We start from the raw sequence: 17,077 nt of genomic DNA on the forward strand, positions 1-17,077 counted from the left end.
CACAGATCGTTATTTGCGCGCATATTGCCTGTCAAAATATTGTTGGTATTCGCCACTGATAATTTGTTCCCACCATTCATTGTTCTCTAAAAACCATTCGACCGTTTGTGCAATACCTGTTTCAAAATCATAAACGGGCCGCCAACCTAATCGTTCAATTTTTGTCGGGTCAATCGCATACCGTTTGTCATGACCACGACGATCTTCGACAAATTCGATTAAATCTTCTGATTTTCCTAAAGCGTGGATAATCGTTTTTACAACATCGAGATTTTTTTGTTCATTATGTCCGCCAATATTATAAACTTCTCCAATTTCTCCGCTATGCATGACCAAATCGATTGCCGAACAATGATCTTGTACATGCAACCAATCTCGCACATTTTTGCCGTCGCCATAAACCGGTACTTTCTGATCATTCAACACACGTGAAATCGTTAACGGAATTAACTTCTCTGGAAAATGGTAAGGGCCATAATTATTAGAACAACGCGTAATATTGACCGGTAAGCCGTAAGTTTCGTAATACGCTCTTACCAATAAATCCGATGATGCTTTACTAGCACTATAGGGACTACTAGGTTGAAGCGGTGTTTCTTCAGTAAAAAAAGTAGTAGGATCAAAATCCAGCTCTCCGTATACTTCATCTGTAGAAACGTGGACAAATTTTTTGATGTTTGCTCGTTTTGCAGCTTCGAGTAATACTTGCGTTCCAAGCACATTGGTCCGGATAAAAATTTCCGGCTCTGCTATAGAACGGTCAACATGACTTTCAGCCGCAAAATGAACGATATACGTAAAGTCGACTTTTTTAAATAATGCTTCAACAGCTTGACGATCCGCGATATCGATATGAACAAAACTATAATTGACATCTTTTTCGATCGCTTGATGTTTTGTTAGATCTCCTGCATATGTCAGTAAATCTAAGTTATAAATATGGTAATCAGGATAATTAGCGGTCATGTATTGGACAAAGTTCCCTCCGATAAATCCCGCTCCGCCGGTGACGAGTATATTTTCCATAGGTGCGCTCCTCTACGATTTATTCGGTGAAAGTGATCTCTCACAAGCAATATCCAATAAGTACTTGCCGTATTCCGTTTTCTTTAAAGACTGCGCCAAGTCGATCAAATCTGACTGACTAATATAGCCTTTCCGGAAAGCTATTTCTTCAAGACATGCTACATATAAACCTTGTCTTTTTTGAATCGCTTCTACAAAATTTGAAGCTTCTAACAAAGCTTCATGTGTACCTGTATCAAGCCACGCAAGTCCGCGGCCCATAATGTTGACCTGCAATTCTCCCCGTTTTAAATATTCATTGATAATAGAAGTAATTTCTTTTTCGCCACGTTCTGAAGGCGTTACTTGTTTGGCGATTTCAACAACTTGATTGTCAAAGAAATAAAGCCCAGGAATCGCATAGGAAGATTTTGGTTTTTCTGGTTTTTCTTCTATAGATACAATATTTAACTCATCATCCACTTCAACCACTCCATAAGCTCTCGGATCTGCGACATGACATCCGAAAATAATGCTGCCTTTTGTTAGTTCAGCTGACTCTGTTAGTCGGCTACCAAAATCCGAGCCGTAAAAAACATTGTCCCCTAATATAAGGGCAACAGGAGAGTCTCCAATAAAACTCTCCCCAATCGTAAAGGCTTCAGCCAATCCATTTGGTTCTTCTTGAATCGCATATTCCAGCTTGATACCGAGTTTTTGGCCATTTCCTAGTAAACTTAAAAATCCAGAAATGTCTCGTGGTGTTGAAATGATTAGAATTTCTTTAACACCTGCAAGCATTAAAACAGATAGCGGATAGTAGATCATTGGCTTATCGTATACAGGCAGCATTTGTTTCGAAATTGACTTCGTTAACGGATACAACCGTGTCCCCGTTCCTCCAGCTAATATAATCCCTTTCATCCTAACTCCCTCATTTCTACTAAATGAAATAGATTCTTTTCTTTGATGTGAATGTCTTCGATTATGGCGCATATTTCAGCGACTGATTCGATTGTTAACGCCCCGTAATACGGCATCGCTAATACTTTTCTAACAGCCTTTTGAGCTTGTGGAAGGTTTTCCGGCTGCGCAGATGCGAGTCCGCTATACCATGTGAAATCACTGCATAGTGGAGAAAAATATTTTCTTGCGAACACATTGGATTTTTGAAGTTCTTCATGGACAAAATCTCTCGATTGACCAAATTTCTCTTGATCGATTTCAATAACGAAGTACTGATAGCTGCTAGACTCGTTTTCAAGTGTAGTTAACACCCGAATTCCTTCAACAGATGCTAAGTTTTCTTCATAAGTACGTTTTATCTTGTGGCGCTTGTTGCGTTCTTCTTCTACTACTTTTAAAACTTCCAGGCCAACACTTGCTTGAACTTCATTCATTTTGGCGTTCAACCCAGACAATGCCACTTCTTCAGCGTTAACGATGCCGAAATTTCGCAACAAGCCTAAACGTTTGTCGAGCGCCGCGTCATGATAAGTTAGCGCGCCACCTTCAACCGTATTAAATAATTTCGTCGCATGAAAACTGAACATCGTCATATCTCCAAAGCCACTAATAGGGACACCGTTCACTTTTGCACCAAAAGCATGAGCGCCATCATAAATGACTTTGAGATGATATTTATCTGCAATTGCCTGGATTTTTTCAACATCACACGGATTGCCAAACACATGAACACCTAAAATGGCAGTCGTTTTTTCAGTGATTAATGCCTCAATTTTTTCGGCATCAATATTGAAAGTAACTGGATCTATATCGCAAAACACAGGCGTCAGATTGTTCCAATCTAGCGCTTGAACAGTTGCCGGAAATGTAAATGGCGTAGTAATCACTTCACCTGTCAGTTCTAAAGCCTTTAACCCTAACAATAATGCAAGTGTGCCATTTGAAAACATCGAAATATGATCTACTTCCAAATAAGCTTTGAGTTTTTTACTCAATTCGTCATGCTGTGCACCAAAGTTTGTTAGTTGTTGACTGTCCCATACCGTTTTCATTCTTTCCGTAACGGCCTCAATATTCGGTAATAACGGTCTAGTTACATAAATCGGATGTTCAAAAGCATTCGCCATTCTATTCCCTCCCATAATAAGCATCTTTTTAAGTTTGTCAGCTCGCCTTAACGGCTTTTATCTTTTTTATGACCGGTACCAATAAGTTGTAGACGGTATCAAACTCCTGAATTTTTAATAGTTTTGAAATTGCGATATAAAGAATTGCGCCGATTCCAATCTGCAAAACTAGCGTCAGAAGTTCCGATAGTGGAAGGAGTTTGCCGATAACATAAACAACAGCTCCCATTCCTAATGAAATTGTATAAATCGGTAAGAGATCTCGAACCTGTTCTTTGACACCATAAGATATTTCACGACCTGAAAAATAAATATTGATAAACAATGATAAATGCGAATCTAAAACCATGGTTGCCACTAATATGGTAATGCTCCAATCCATCCAGATAACAAGAACAATAAGTATCGTAGGAATGATTGTTTTAATAATTTCTAAATAGAGAAACAAATCTGAGCGTCCTTTAACTTGCAAAATGTTTAAGTTTAAAGCATGAATTGGGTACAACATGCTCGCGATGCATAAAAGTTGAAAATATGGCACCATTGGCATCCACTTTTCACCAAAGATCAAGTAAATCAATGGCTCTGCTACCGCTGCTAATCCAACCATGAGTGGGAAAATTAAAAAACCTGAAAGTTTAATGACCTTTTTAAAACTTTGCTTTAACCGTTCTTCTTGATCTTGAATTCCACTTAACACTGGATAAGTCACCCGCTGGATTGTCGCCGTTAAAGATTGCGTCGCCACATCACTAAATTTAGATGCATTTGTGAAATACCCAAGAGCTCCAGCTGAATATTGCTTCCCGATAATTAAGAAGTAAATATTGTTATACGCTGTATCAATTAATCCCGACACAAGAAGCTTCCAACCAAATCCAAACAAACGCTTGAACGAGATGACACTAAAAGTAAGTGAAGGTAGCCACCTTCTATAAAAAACGAGTAATAATGCCTGGATTAGATTCATACCTAGCATGCGAATCACAAGGCTCCAAACACCAAATCCTGAGATGGCCATTACAACGGCAACAACTCCAGACAAGATACTCGCTGCCATATTGATTTTTGCTTGCACTTTAAAATTCACTTCTTTAGTAAACATCGCTCTAGGAATAATTGAAAATGCGTTAATGATGACTCCCAGTGTTAACACTCGGATAATAGACGTCAACTGGGCTTGGTCAAAGAAATTGCTGATTAATGGTGCCGATAAAAATAGCACTCCATAAATAAAAATTGAAACAGCAAAATTAAAATAAAAAACCGTAGAATAATCAGTTTGATTGGCTTTTTGATCTCGGATTAATGCTTGTGTAAAGCCACTGTCGACAAGCGAATTCGAAAGTGCAACAAACACTAAAATCATCCCAATTAACCCAAAATCCTCAGGTGCCAATAATCGCGCAAGAATAATCTGGATAATAAACTGAATGCCTTGATTGCCTAACATGTCTCCGAAGCTCCACAGCAGTCCACTGATTGTTTTTTTCTTCAATGAGTTTTCCTGTTTCATAGGCCTGCTCCTATCTCTATCCACTTAAACCAAATTATTCAGAAACCTTAAAACACTGAATATATACCTATCGAAATAGGTATATCAAATCTAATTACTGAAACAATAGGTTTACCTCCAATTAAAAAACATTACTTTATGCTTAATTCTTGTACTTGATTTCCATTCTAACATAATACATATCTAAAATAACAGATAATTTAGATTATTTTTATTTTTTTATTTTGAAAATTATTCCACTCTTTTTCTTTCCATCGAAATATTAACGATTATTAAACATAATTTCTGAGCATCATTCTCCAAATAATTGTTATATCCTTACTGTTTTGCAGAAATATTTTCTAATAAATCCTAACTAATCATTCGTATACCAATTTTACTAATTTGCAATCTTATCAAATATAAAGAACAAAAGAAAAAGCAGTTTCGAGTAGCCGGCGTTGCCAGCTTCAGAAACTACTTTTCTTAATCATGTAATTATAAAGTGATTTTTAAATAGTGATTCGCTTGAAGATTCGCTTAAAAAATTCTGGTTTCGTATAGAACTGTCGGTAACCTTTTTTCAATGTCTGTTTTATTTCCAATTGCTTTAACAAAAGGTAGAAGCTGTTACGTTTTTTTGTGAAGCTAATGACGTTATCGTATTTAAAATTAGTATAGACATTTACTTCATCGAGCAAATTCGCAACATCTTGAAGGTGCTTTTTCTTTTCAGAAATATCATTAAGGTGTAAATCTGTCCACGAGCCTTTTACTTCTACTCGGTACGCAGCCATGTTCCGATCCATGTAGTACACCGTTCCACTTAATGCCCCTAGTATAACAATCGGATAATCTCCAATTGTCGCGTTCAAGTAAAACTCAGGCATCTCAGGAATTTTTTCGCGAGAATACATAATCGAGTTAGTAGCGAACAGTTCCCCACCACCTTCAATTACTTCTTCTACAGAAAAGATTTTGTCCTTATTGCTCGGCCGAACAGTAGCGACTCTTTTTTTAGTTACGGCAGAGACCTTTTCTGCAGCATGCACGCACATGCTACATTCCGAATGCGCTTCCATATAATCCACTTGCTTTTGCAGTTTCTCCCGATCCGTCCAATAATCATCACCCTCACAAACCGCGGTATACTTTCCTAATGCGCGCTCACTATTGTACACCTCAAAAGGAATATCTTGTGAATACTGATTTTCTGTTTGGTAGATGGGTTTGACGATATCCGGATACTGTTGTTCATAACTTCTGATGATGTCAGCTGTTCGGTCAGTAGATGCATCATCATGAATTAAAATTTCATAAGCGAAATCTGTTTTCTGCATTAACATACTATCTAATGCCTCCGCTATAAAATCTTCATGATTATAAGCATTACACTCTATACTCACCATTATCCGGTTTCCCATAAATTTCAGACTCCTCTACAGATTAAGTAAGTTTTCGTCATCAGCTTCCTGAATTAGCCCGAAACCCGACCGCTAGATTCAACTGAAAAAAATGCTGATAATTTCCCTATGCATAACGTATCTTAGCATAGAAAATCTTTATAAAAAGAGTATTCAGATAAATTACACAAAAAATTTACATAAATGCAAAATTCTTCACATTATTCATCAACTACTATAAAATTCTCTCGTTGATATGTTACTCTCAACTCTTCATCACGAAGAATGAGATTATTTTTTTCGATCGTATTTCCTTGAACAATATGCCCAGTTCCAATATTAATATAAATCCCCCGTTCTGAGTTTTCACGGGGACTAATAGCCAAATTATTAAGTATGCTAATATTGTGGCTCGGCGTCATCAAATTCTTTCCTCCATCACCTGGTCTAATCGCAATATTATATTCATTATTGTAAACCACATTTCCTTTAATGACATTGGATTCTGCACCATTTTTAACATCAATACCATAATAAAAACCACTGACCATATTTTTTTCAATGTTGCTTTCTTTTTCACTCTCTATTGTAATGCCTTGTTGATCTGTGTAGCCAGGACGATCTTCAGTAACCATGCACCCTTTTACCAGATTATGTTTTCCTTTTCCAAACAAAGAAAGATGGCCATCTCCTGAATTTCGAATTACACAAGATTCTATTGTATTGTAATCTGATGCAAAATTGATAATACCCGAACCATAATTGGATTCACTTATTACATTTCGAATGACATTATTATGAGCATGATGCAAGTGGATACCTTGTGAATAATTTTTTGTATAAACATTTTCAATCGAACTTTCACGACTGTTCTGTAGCAAAATAGCAATATTCGAAATCAAGGTTCCTTCTTCAGGCAATTTATCCCCCATCAAAAAACCACCTTTTAGATGGACATCCGCCGTTGCCATTATCCAAAACACACCATATTCTCCCGCTGATTCAGTCTGAAAAATTGCTTGCTCCATTATAATGGTGATTGGCTTAGAAATTTTCAAAGCAAAATAACTGTCTCCATATCCAGTACTAGCCTTTAAATCGGGGTTTTTAGTCAATTTATAAATTCCCGGTGGAATATGCAATTCTCCACCTATTGGAGTTTCATCAATCGCTTGTTGAATTGCTTGAGTATCATCCATCACGCCATCACCTTCTGCTCCAAATTGTGTAGTTGCATCACTTTTCTCTTTTGCTAGAAAGTAACTCGGCGCCATAATTACAGTGGCAGTCAAACCAAAAATCCCTATTACGCTAAGAAGCAAGCGAGTGATTTTCTTATAGGTCATAAACAGCTCTCCTTCAACCTAACCGCTATATCGTAGAATAATAGTATAAAGCATACTTAATTATAGTATAAGTCAAATTCTCTAATAAAGCATATTTTTCTGAATATTTTTTATATAAATATAGCCATTTACTTCGTTACTCTAACCTATAGCCTATAATTTTTTTTATAAACAGGACTAAAGAAATATTTTATCCACTCGCATTCCTTTAAAATGTTCGCTATAATCAATAAACAATATATTTTTTGAAAATTTAGTTATATTAACAGGATTATGAATTACTTTTAGCTGAAATCTTAGAGAAAAGGGAACTTAAAAATTCTCCTAAAAAATTATAAGGAAATGAGGTTTTACTCTTGAGAGATTTATTTTTTGTGAAAGATTACGTCGCATTGTATGAAGAAATGGAAGGAGGAAATTGTGAAGTTTTTGAATTCGAACACTCTCTAGGTAAGGTTTATCACCAGTTTATCAAAAGAGAAGTTCCAATTTTTTTGGAAGGCGGACCATACTTTGATCTGCTTACACCTTATGGTTATGGAGGGCCCGTTATCACTGAGCTAAAGGATAAAACGCGTAAAGATGAACTGGTTGCTCTTTTCTGCCAATGCTTTCAAGATTATTGCCTAAAACATAATATTGTCAGCGAATTTGTTCGTTTCCACCCACTAGTTAACAATGCTCAAGATTTCGACTCTTGCTATAACGTTCTTTTTAGACGTCATACTACAGGAATCACTTTAAAAGGATTTGAAGATCCAATACAAGAAGAATTTTCGGGCTCGACCCGCAAAAGAATTCGTAAAGCATTAAGGGATGGTGTAACTTATCGAATCACAGAAAATCCATCTAACCTAGACCAGTTTCAGGAGATCTACCTCACAACAATGAAACGAGTTGGTGCTGAAGACTTCTACTTATTCGATGATGCATATTTCTCAAAAATGATTGAGAATTTAGGTGAACAAATGATATTAGTTGAAGCTATCTTCGACTCCAAAGTGATTGGTGCAGAACTTCATTTCCACACAGGTCCATATGTACATACTCACTTATCGGGCACTATCGACGGTGACATCAATCACTTGTCGCCTGTTTATGTCATGACCTACGCCATTGTATTATGGGCCCAAGAACATGGAGTTGAATACATTCACTCAGGAGGCGGTGTGAACCCAGGTCCTGACGACTCACTTTATTTATTCAAAAAGAGATTTGGCAAAAATACTGAATTCGACTATTATGTCGGCAACAAAGTGTGGAATAAAGAAATTTATGACAAATTAAATGAAGCTGCTAACGTTAATTCAGATAGCGGACTATTCCCAGCTTATCGCTGGTCATAGAAAACGGGAAGCAGAAAAATCTGCTTCCCGTTTTTTTTATTTTGAATGCCATGCCCAAGCACTTGAAATGATTGCGTTCAAATCAAAGGCCGGATTCCATCCTAATTCTCCACTAATTTTATCAGATGAAGCTACAAGAGCAGCTGGATCTCCCGCACGTCTCGGCGCATATTCGATTGTGGCTTTTTTACCGGATATTTGCTGACATGTTTCAATAATTTCTTTCACGGAATATCCTGCGCCATTGCCAAGGTTGTACGTTTTGTTCGCAATTTTTCCACCAGCCATACCTTCATATGACAAAATATGCGCACGCGCCAAATCAGTCACATGGATATAATCACGAATACACGTTCCATCAGCCGTCTCGTAATCTGTACCAAACACTGAAATTTTGTCGCATTGCCCAAGAAGATGCTGAAGCACAATAGGGATTAAATGCGATTCTGGATCGTGGCTTTCACCAATTTCGCCAGATTCGTGGGCACCTGCTGCGTTAAAGTAGCGCAATACGACATATTGAAAATCATGTACATTGGCTAAATCAGCTAAAATTTGTTCAATCATCAGCTTAGAGCGACCATACGGATTGATTGGATTTGTTTTTGTTTCTTCTGTAATCATGTCTGTATCAGGTATGCCGTAAGTTGCTGCTGTGGAAGAAAAGATAAAGCGCTTCACGCCATGCTCAATCATTTTTTCCAGTAATACTAAAGTCGCGCTGACGTTATTGCGGTAATACTTTAATGGATTTCCGACTGATTCACCTACTAAGCTGTTGGCTGCAAAGTGAAACACCGCATCGATATCGTGCGTAGTGAAAATGTCATCTAAAATCGCCGAATCCCCTAAATCCCCTTTTACAAAAGTGGCTTTTGGATCGATCAGTTGTTCAAAACCGGTCGTCAAGTTGTCCAGCACGACAACTTCATATGTATTTACTAATTCTTTGACGGTATGACTGCCAATATATCCTGCGCCACCACAAACTAAAATCGCCATAAATTGTTGACCTCCTTTATATGTATAAAGCTCCTATATTTCCAATTGTACCATTTCCAAGTGGGTTTATTTTAAGAAAATGTGCGACCGCACCTTGTTTCGTTCCGAGCGCACCTCACACGGTGATAACCGCACCTCAACCCATCCAAACCGCACTTCGTAATAATAAAACACGTTTTCTAAAAGCCATAAATGTCTCTATTAGAAAACGCGTCTGCTAATTTACATTTAGTCGTCATCTTCTTCTACAAAATAGTTTTGGCTTTCGTAAATTGCTAAATCTTCTTCTGGCATAATTAAGTTGTCGACATTTAAGGTATTGCCAATAACCACGTGACCACTCCCTGCTCCTACATAAATTCCGTAAGAAGATTTATCGCGTGGATCAATAACCATATTGTTTAAAATTTGCGTATTATAACTCGGCAACTCTAGATTCTTGCCGCCATCTCCACCCCTTACAGCGATATTGTATTCATTGTTAAATGAAATATTCGATTTGATGATATTTGATTTTGAGTCATTTTTTATATCGATTCCATAGTAAAATCCGCTAACCGTATTATTTTCGACCAAACTTCTCGTCTCACCTTCTACAGTAATGCCTTGTTGGTCGTCATAGTTAGGACGATCTTCAGTAACAACGCAATTGACTACATGATTGTCTTTACCGCCCCCGTATAAAGACAAATGACCATCACCAGAATTTCGTACCACACACGAATCAATAAGGTTATCGTCTGAATCAAAATTAATGATTCCAGATCCATAGTTATATTCAGCAGTTACATCCTTAACAATGTTGTGATGCGCATGATTGAGATGAACACCTTGTGAAAAATTCTTCAAATAAGTATTTTCTATTGAACTATTATTCGTGTAAAGAAACAAAATACCAATATGCGAAGTCAGGGATCCGTCTTCTGGTAAACGTTCTCCCATTAAAAAGCCACCTTTTAAATGAACCTCTTCTGTTTTATCGACCCAAAATACCCCGTATTCATCATCGGTATCTGTTTGGAATATCGCTTCTTCCATTAAAATAGTAATCGGCTTTGAAATTTTCAATGCAAAATAACTATCACCATATCCCGTGACTGCTTTATGGTCAGGGTTTTTAGTAACTTTGTAAACTCCAGGAGATATTTCCCATGTACCTCCAGCTGGTGTATTATCAATGGCGCTTTGAAGTTCTACTGTTTTGTCTTCAGCTTCATCGAAATTAGCACTATAACTTTCAGGACTATTTTGCGCATCATTATTTTGGGACATCTTTTCTATTATTAAAAATAAATAACTAAAACCAGCCATCCCTATTAAAACCAGGAAAAGAAATCCAATCGTTTTTCCTTTCATCAAAGACACCTCCTTTAACGAAAATTCATTTCTCCCTTATCATACATACTTGTTGTTAAAAATAACAGTTTATTGTCTGGCAATTCAGATAATATCAAAAAAAAGGTTAATAAATACTAAAAAACACGACATCCTTCAGACCTGCTCTGATGGATGTCGTGCGGAGTTTTCTTTATGTGATTGTCGCTGTTCATTCGATTCTGTATCCACTTTTACTGTTGTTGGTGGTTCTGTCTCGGTGCTATTACTGCGAGCCAACAATTCTTCGCGATGACTGCGAGTTGCTTCTTCACGCCTTGAGCTTGCTTTTCCCAAAGAAAAAATAACAGTCATTCCAAACATCAAACCGCCTGTTATCAAAGCCCACATACACTCCACCTCTTTTTAAGTAAACCAGTTGCTGTCATGATTGCACTTCTCCTTACAATTGCCATTATTCTTTCTGATTTAATCCATTTTACGCTTAACTCAGACCAAATACTAGATTCATTTGTACCAGTAATACGGAATTATATAAACCTTTCAGCTTAAATCCAAACTATTTTTTGTCAATATTCTATTTTATATTTCTTTTTATTGTATTTACTTTCTTCGAATCCCATAAATTAGAAAATAACACATACACCAACACACTTAAACCCACACCAGAGCTATCGATCAAAACGTCTCTAACTTCTCCGCTGCGCCCTTCTATAAACAATTGATGAACTTCGTCAGTTATCGCAAACAAGACACTCAAACCAAAACTTAACATCAACTGTTTAGCCCCTCTAAACCCGCTACTTCTCCAAGCATTTAAACTCAATAAACCAAGTAAGAAATAGGCAATAAAATGTGCATTTTTCCGAATAAACGTATGAAAGCTTTCGATATCAATATCTAGCTGAGGTGCTACTCCATCAATAAAACTTAACAATGCTGTGACAATACCAGAACTTAAGTGACTAGAAGCTGAACCTGGTTGATGAGAAAGATAAAAAATGACAGCCATCCAAGAAAAAACTGCAATCCATGAAACAAGTTTATTTATTTTCATATGACAAACCCTTTTCTATTATAATCGTTTTTACTCCATAAATTTTATTATAACATCCTCAAAAAAAGTAGTAGCTGAGAGCCTTCTAAATCGTAATGCCTTTCATGTACAAAATTAAAAGAGAAGTTGCTATAAGACGCAAACTTCTCTTATTCATACACGATTGGGGATCGAAAACAAGTCAATCTTTGACTAAATTTAATGGTTTAGAACGATAATTTGGAAAAGATGCATTTACTTTATCCACACCAACAACTTCACACAATAAATCGTATACTTTTTGATTCCAAATTTTATAACTTACATAGAACGGAAATTCGGTATTTTTTCCGAATTGCTTTTTAAAAAGATATAACGGATCTTCAGGGCTGCCTGTTAACCCCCCACCTTCATGAATAAGCTCCATGCCATGCTCTTTCCCCCATAATACTAAAGCGTATCTCATCACAAAAGCTGATGATAAATATTGATGTTCCTGTGTAGTTCCTGATAAATGAATATGAATAAACTTCCCATAAACAAAGTTTAAACCACTAGCAATCACTTTCCCTTCATATAGGACTTCTACAACAATAATATTCTTACCAAATGATTTAAGAAGCCCATTAAAGTATGCGTCATCAAAATAATAAATTGATGCCGCGTCTCTTCTTTTCATTGTTTCATAATAGAGGTGTTTAAAATTTTCTAAGTCAGGAGGATCAACAATTACACGGTATTCAACACCTGCGTTTAAAGCTTTTTGAATACTTTTTTGCTTTGACCTCGAGAACTCTGATTTAACTGGATCTTCATAATCTTTTAAGTTTGTTCCGGTGGTAAAGCGACGAAACGTCAATTCATAACAAGCTTCAAAATCTTTAGCGTTTGAGAACAAAGGATGAAACCGGACAAACTCACAGACAATATTTTCGTTTTGACAGTATTCCTCAAAAGCATATTGAAAATCTTGAATTAATTCAGATTTATGTACTTCCTCACAATCGACAATACGTGGACCTCCGTATCCATATGGAGTTGTAATATCGTAGAAAGCTTCTTCAGTCATGTCCATAGAAATAGGCCTCTTTATGAATAAGTGGTTGACCTTTCCAAGTGGATGTTGAAACTCAAAAACTTCGCAAACACCATTTTCAATCTGTTCATATAAGCGACCGTAATCATTTTCAAAATAAATATCTTTCAACTTGAAGATCCCCCCTCACTTCTATTTTTTGTAAGCGCCTCGTTATTTTTAGATACAAATTCCCATTCTCTTACAAATCCGATTCTGCTATCACTTATTTTAGCACAAAATAATTATAAATCTATGCAGGAATTAAAATTTTTAGAATATTCAATATTTAAATACTAGATAGAAATATGAGCTGAAACGAAAAGTTTTCTTGGCAACAAGCTAGAGAAATGACAGGAACAATGAGTATTCAAAGTCATACGTGGGATTCTCATTCTAAACAAACCGACTATCAACAACAAAATCGTGGACTGATTACCAGTCGCTTGTCTAACAAAAACACACTAGAAACGCAAAAAGAAATTGAAGATCGTACATTTACGGATTTATATACCGCTAAAAATACCAGCGAGAAAAATGTCGGGACTAAAGTTGTCGCAATTAGCTACCCCTACGGCGAGTATCGGCCGATACCATTCATAATGGGACAAATAACCAAAATTCATCTCTTTTTGAATTAAAACGAATCACCGCTGACGGTATGTATGCTGGTGAGGAATTGATCCAACAAATTGAATCCGATTAAAAAAGCAGCGACCAAGTAATAATGGTCACTGCTTTTTTAACTTGTTTCTACTTTCACTATTTTTCATTGATAATGGATTCTTTTAACTTTTCCTCGAAAAGCTTCAACAACCGTTCTCTTAATTCAGGACGTTTTAAAGCAAATTCAATCGTCGTTTCAATAAAACCAAATTTCTCACCGACATCATAGCGACGCCCGTCAAACTCATAAGCATAAACCTCTTGGACTTCATTGAGTTTTTGGATAGCATCTGTCAGTTGAATTTCTCCACCGGCACCAAGTTCGTGTTGGCCAAGAAACTCAAAAATTTCGGGAGTTAAAATGTAACGACCCATAATCGCATAATTTGAAGGCGCAGTTCCTGCTGGTGGTTTCTCAACAAAACTATCGACTTTGATCAATTTCCCTTTTATTGAAATTGGGTTGATAATACCGTAGCGGTGCGTTTCGTCTTCTGGAACTTGCTTTACGCCGATAACACTTTTACCGGTCGATTCGCTTTGTTTCATCAATTGAGCTAGGCATGGCTCTTCGTTTTCCACAATGTCATCACCTAGTAAGACAGCAAAAGGCTCGTTGCCGATAAATCGGCGCGCAGACCAAATCGCATGACCAAGACCAAGTGGTTCTTTTTGACGGATATAGTGAATTTCTACATTCGAAGTTTCTAAGACAGAATCCAGCATATCGGTTTTCCCTTTTTTAAATAAATTGTCTTCTAATTCAAAAGCGTGATCGAAATGATCTTCAATGGCACGTTTCCCTTTACCTGTGACAATAATAATGTCCTCGATTCCCGAAGCAATCGCCTCTTCAACTATGTACTGGATTGTCGGCTTATCAACGATAGGCAACATTTCTTTTGGCATGGCTTTGGTCGCTGGAAGAAATCGTGTTCCAAGACCTGCAGCAGGAATTATTGCTTTTTTCACTCGCATCTTTTCACCTTCTCATCCTTATTTTTTAGCTTTCTATTGTTTAATAATAACATTTTTCTATTATAAAGCTAATATTTAAAAAGTTCCGATAGTAATTGCACTATAATTACTAATTTTAAATCAAGAAAACACAATCTATATTAAATTTATTTAAAGATTTCGTAAAATTAGTAAAAAGTATTTACTTATATGTTAATATAAATACATCTATTGACCTTGTTTATTTTCATATTTTTATTTTTCCACAAAAAACTATATCTATTTACTCTGCATGACACAAAGGAAGTGTAAATTAGTTGAATGTTTCAGCATTATCCTATGATTCTCTAATAATCGTTTTTTCGATTATTATCGTTTTTTGCTCTTCTTCTATCACGTTGAACATTAACAACACGCTTTTTGAGTCAGTTGAAAAAACAAAAGTCAAAGGAATTTTGTTTGGTACTCTCGTTTTGGAACTTGGAATTTGGTCCATTCAATTTTTCGACATTGCAGCTTTACCGGTTGATTTGTCTTTGATTACAACACTGCTCCCGATGAGCAGTAACTATATAAATTATATTATTGGCATAATCATCGTGATGACTTTACTGTTCTCTGTATTCAATCTGCACAGCAACAAAGTAAAATTGTTGTCTGATGAGTATACCCGTCAATTTGATTCTCTTATCGAAACCGCAACAGATGGCATTGTGGTTACTGACGACAATGGAATTATTACACAATGGAACCAAGGTGCTGAGTCTCTTTTCGGCTACGATAGAGATGAAGTAATCGATCAAAATGTGCGTATCATCTTTCCTGACGCTTATCCCCCATCATGTAGTCAAGAGCTTACTGGACCAACACGAGAATTTATAGGATTAAAAAAAGACGGCAACCAATTCCCAGTTGAATTATCTACAGGATATTGGAAAACAGTCCGAGGTGATTACCACAGCTTGATTATCCGAGACATTACTGACCGAAGAAATAGCGAGGAAAAAATCAGTAATTTAGTTTATTTGGATTCGCTCACGGGTTTACCAAACCGTCGATTATATAATGATCGACTCGAATCCACACTTGACCAAGCTATTGATAACAGCACGATTCACACCGTTTTGTATTTGAATCTTGATCAATTCAAGCTTATCAATGATACGTATGGACACCAAACGGGTGACCAGTTACTAATAGAAGTGGCGCACCGTATTAAGTCCTGCATTAGTAAAGCCGATACGCTTGCAAGACTTGGCAGCGATGAATTTATTTTATTGCTACCCCATAGCAATTACACAAAAGCCGAAGCTGTCGCGCGAAATATTTTAAACGTGTTGAATCAAGCTTTTTCACTAAACGACGAAGAAGTATTTATCACCCCCTCAATCGGTGCAAGCTTATTTCCAGCAGACGGTACGGATTCTGAAACTTTGGTCAAAAATGCTGATATTGCCATGTATCGGGTAAAAGAAGAAGGCAAAAACAACTTTCAATTTTTCACATCTGAGATGAATGATTTAATCTCGCGAAAATCTAAAATCGCCATGAGCATCCGTAAAGGATTGGAGCTTGGTGAATTTTCGGTTTATTATCAACCACAAATCGATATAGAAACGGAACGCATTATCGGAGTGGAAGCACTTGTTCGTTGGAATCACGCTAAGTTAGGTCCGATTTCACCAACTGAATTTATTCCGATTGCTGAAGAAAACGGCATGATTCTCCACATTGGTGAGTTTGTTCTTCGAACGGCTTGTCAACAAACAAAAGCTTGGCAAGATGCTGGAGTTGAGCCTTTCCGTGTAGCCGTCAATATTTCTGCCAAACAATTTTCTCAAGGCAATATTTCCGAAGTGATTACTTCGGCTTTAGAAGATGCACAATTAGCTCCTGAATTTCTTGAGCTTGAATTGACCGAAAGCCTGATCCAAGGAGCCACATCCGCTATTACCAAAATGCAGGAATTAAAAGCAATGGGCATTCATTTATCTATCGATGATTTTGGTACTGGCTATTCTTCTTTAAGTTATTTAAAGTTGTTCCCTATCGATAGTTTGAAAATCGATCAATATTTTACGCGTAACATTAATAAAGATGCTAAAGATGCCGCTTTAGTCGATACCATCATTCAAATGGCACGCAATTTGGGGTTAAACGTTATTGCAGAAGGCGTAGAAACGTTAGATCAACTAGTGTACTTAAAAAATAAGCATTGCAATCAAGCACAAGGTTATTATTTCCAAAAGCCCTTATTGCCTGAGAGAATTGAAGAATTGTATTCCAAAGTTTAATAAAATAGCCCATGCCGAGAAGTT

General features: G+C 36.7%; 15 protein-coding genes. 3 read left to right on the forward strand and 12 right to left on the reverse strand.

The window, feature by feature from the left end:
• Positions 1 to 9: 9 nt before the first annotated feature.
• The 6 genes from rfbB to BBI08_RS12925 all read right to left on the reverse strand — a co-directional run bounded on the left by rfbB (position 10) and on the right by BBI08_RS12925 (position 7,342).
• Positions 10 to 1,026: a dTDP-glucose 4,6-dehydratase gene (rfbB, locus tag BBI08_RS12900; protein ID WP_008497036.1), complete on the reverse strand. Its 1,017-nt coding sequence runs from the start codon at positions 1,024 to 1,026 to the stop codon at positions 10 to 12.
• A gap of 12 nt (positions 1,027 to 1,038) precedes the next feature.
• Positions 1,039 to 1,929 (reverse strand): glucose-1-phosphate thymidylyltransferase RfbA, encoded by an 891-nt coding sequence (rfbA, locus tag BBI08_RS12905; protein WP_008497035.1) that lies wholly within the window; start codon positions 1,927 to 1,929, stop codon positions 1,039 to 1,041.
• A complete protein-coding gene (locus BBI08_RS12910) occupies positions 1,926 to 3,098 on the reverse strand; it encodes a DegT/DnrJ/EryC1/StrS family aminotransferase (protein WP_008497034.1) in 1,173 nt (390 codons plus the stop codon). The genes rfbA and BBI08_RS12910 overlap by 4 nt, the downstream gene beginning before the upstream one ends.
• Positions 3,099 to 3,135: 37 nt before the next feature.
• Positions 3,136 to 4,614: a lipopolysaccharide biosynthesis protein gene (locus tag BBI08_RS12915; protein WP_065528183.1), complete on the reverse strand. Its 1,479-nt coding sequence runs from the start codon at positions 4,612 to 4,614 to the stop codon at positions 3,136 to 3,138.
• Between the two features lie 491 nt (positions 4,615 to 5,105).
• Positions 5,106 to 6,017, reverse strand: a complete 912-nt coding sequence (locus tag BBI08_RS12920) for a glycosyltransferase family 2 protein (protein WP_065528184.1) — start codon at positions 6,015 to 6,017, stop codon at positions 5,106 to 5,108.
• A 200-nt stretch (positions 6,018 to 6,217) separates the two neighbouring features.
• Positions 6,218 to 7,342 (reverse strand): right-handed parallel beta-helix repeat-containing protein, encoded by a 1,125-nt coding sequence (locus tag BBI08_RS12925; protein ID WP_008497029.1) that lies wholly within the window; start codon positions 7,340 to 7,342, stop codon positions 6,218 to 6,220.
• Between the two features lie 392 nt (positions 7,343 to 7,734).
• Here BBI08_RS12925 and BBI08_RS12930 point away from each other — a divergent pair, with 392 nt between their 5' ends.
• Entirely contained in the window at positions 7,735 to 8,688 is a 954-nt protein-coding gene (locus BBI08_RS12930; RefSeq protein ID WP_237146541.1) for a GNAT family N-acetyltransferase, read from the forward strand.
• Positions 8,689 to 8,724: 36 nt separating this feature from the next.
• Here BBI08_RS12930 and galE read toward each other — a convergent pair whose 3' ends face one another.
• From galE to BBI08_RS12955, 5 genes are all read right to left on the reverse strand, one after another.
• Positions 8,725 to 9,690 carry a UDP-glucose 4-epimerase GalE gene (galE, locus tag BBI08_RS12935; protein WP_008497027.1) on the reverse strand — a complete coding sequence of 322 codons (966 nt, stop codon included), beginning with the start codon at positions 9,688 to 9,690 and terminating at the stop codon, positions 8,725 to 8,727.
• A gap of 228 nt (positions 9,691 to 9,918) precedes the next feature.
• Complete coding sequence (locus BBI08_RS12940) at positions 9,919 to 11,046, reverse strand: right-handed parallel beta-helix repeat-containing protein (RefSeq protein ID WP_008497026.1); 1,128 nt, start codon at positions 11,044 to 11,046, stop codon at positions 9,919 to 9,921.
• Between the two features lie 135 nt (positions 11,047 to 11,181).
• Positions 11,182 to 11,415 (reverse strand): hypothetical protein, encoded by a 234-nt coding sequence (locus BBI08_RS12945; RefSeq protein WP_065528185.1) that lies wholly within the window; start codon positions 11,413 to 11,415, stop codon positions 11,182 to 11,184.
• Positions 11,416 to 11,602: 187 nt separating this feature from the next.
• Positions 11,603 to 12,082, reverse strand: a complete 480-nt coding sequence (locus tag BBI08_RS12950) for a VanZ family protein (protein WP_008497023.1) — start codon at positions 12,080 to 12,082, stop codon at positions 11,603 to 11,605.
• Between the two features lie 181 nt (positions 12,083 to 12,263).
• The gene (locus BBI08_RS12955; protein WP_008497022.1) at positions 12,264 to 13,268 is read right to left on the reverse strand and encodes a peptidoglycan bridge formation glycyltransferase FemA/FemB family protein; all 1,005 of its coding nucleotides are present in this window, start codon (positions 13,266 to 13,268) and stop codon (positions 12,264 to 12,266) included.
• 218 nt (positions 13,269 to 13,486) lie between these two features.
• Here BBI08_RS12955 and BBI08_RS12960 point away from each other — a divergent pair, with 218 nt between their 5' ends.
• Entirely contained in the window at positions 13,487 to 13,777 is a 291-nt protein-coding gene (locus BBI08_RS12960; protein ID WP_008497021.1) for a polysaccharide deacetylase family protein, read from the forward strand.
• Between the two features lie 121 nt (positions 13,778 to 13,898).
• Here the strand turns inward: BBI08_RS12960 and galU are convergent, their stop codons facing one another.
• Positions 13,899 to 14,780 carry a UTP--glucose-1-phosphate uridylyltransferase GalU gene (gene galU, locus BBI08_RS12965; protein ID WP_065528186.1) on the reverse strand — a complete coding sequence of 294 codons (882 nt, stop codon included), beginning with the start codon at positions 14,778 to 14,780 and terminating at the stop codon, positions 13,899 to 13,901.
• A 296-nt stretch (positions 14,781 to 15,076) separates the two neighbouring features.
• Between galU and BBI08_RS12970 the strand changes: the two genes are divergently transcribed.
• A complete protein-coding gene (locus BBI08_RS12970) occupies positions 15,077 to 17,053 on the forward strand; it encodes a putative bifunctional diguanylate cyclase/phosphodiesterase (protein ID WP_008497020.1) in 1,977 nt (658 codons plus the stop codon).
• The last annotated feature ends 24 nt before the right edge of the window (positions 17,054 to 17,077 follow it).

It is taken from the genome of Planococcus halocryophilus (assembly GCF_001687585.2).
In the GTDB taxonomy this organism is placed as follows: Bacteria; Bacillota; Bacilli; order Bacillales_A; family Planococcaceae; genus Planococcus; species Planococcus halocryophilus.

Bases quoted from the DNA above. Each gene is read 5' to 3' on its own strand.
- rfbB (WP_008497036.1), bottom strand. From the start codon at position 1,026: ATGGAAAATATACTCGTCACCGGCGGAGCGGGATTTATCGGAGGGAAC.
- rfbA (WP_008497035.1), bottom strand. From the start codon at position 1,929: ATGAAAGGGATTATATTAGCTGGAGGAACGGGGACACGGTTGTATCCG.
- BBI08_RS12910 (WP_008497034.1), bottom strand. From the start codon at position 3,098: ATGGCGAATGCTTTTGAACATCCGATTTATGTAACTAGACCGTTATTA.
- BBI08_RS12915 (WP_065528183.1), bottom strand. From the start codon at position 4,614: ATGAAACAGGAAAACTCATTGAAGAAAAAAACAATCAGTGGACTGCTG.
- BBI08_RS12920 (WP_065528184.1), bottom strand. From the start codon at position 6,017: ATGGGAAACCGGATAATGGTGAGTATAGAGTGTAATGCTTATAATCAT.
- BBI08_RS12925 (WP_008497029.1), bottom strand. From the start codon at position 7,342: ATGACCTATAAGAAAATCACTCGCTTGCTTCTTAGCGTAATAGGGATT.
- galE (WP_008497027.1), bottom strand. From the start codon at position 9,690: ATGGCGATTTTAGTTTGTGGTGGCGCAGGATATATTGGCAGTCATACC.
- BBI08_RS12940 (WP_008497026.1), bottom strand. From the start codon at position 11,046: ATGAAAGGAAAAACGATTGGATTTCTTTTCCTGGTTTTAATAGGGATG.
- BBI08_RS12945 (WP_065528185.1), bottom strand. From the start codon at position 11,415: ATGTGGGCTTTGATAACAGGCGGTTTGATGTTTGGAATGACTGTTATT.
- BBI08_RS12950 (WP_008497023.1), bottom strand. From the start codon at position 12,082: ATGAAAATAAATAAACTTGTTTCATGGATTGCAGTTTTTTCTTGGATG.
- BBI08_RS12960 (WP_008497021.1), top strand. From the start codon at position 13,487: ATGACAGGAACAATGAGTATTCAAAGTCATACGTGGGATTCTCATTCT.
- galU (WP_065528186.1), bottom strand. From the start codon at position 14,780: ATGCGAGTGAAAAAAGCAATAATTCCTGCTGCAGGTCTTGGAACACGA.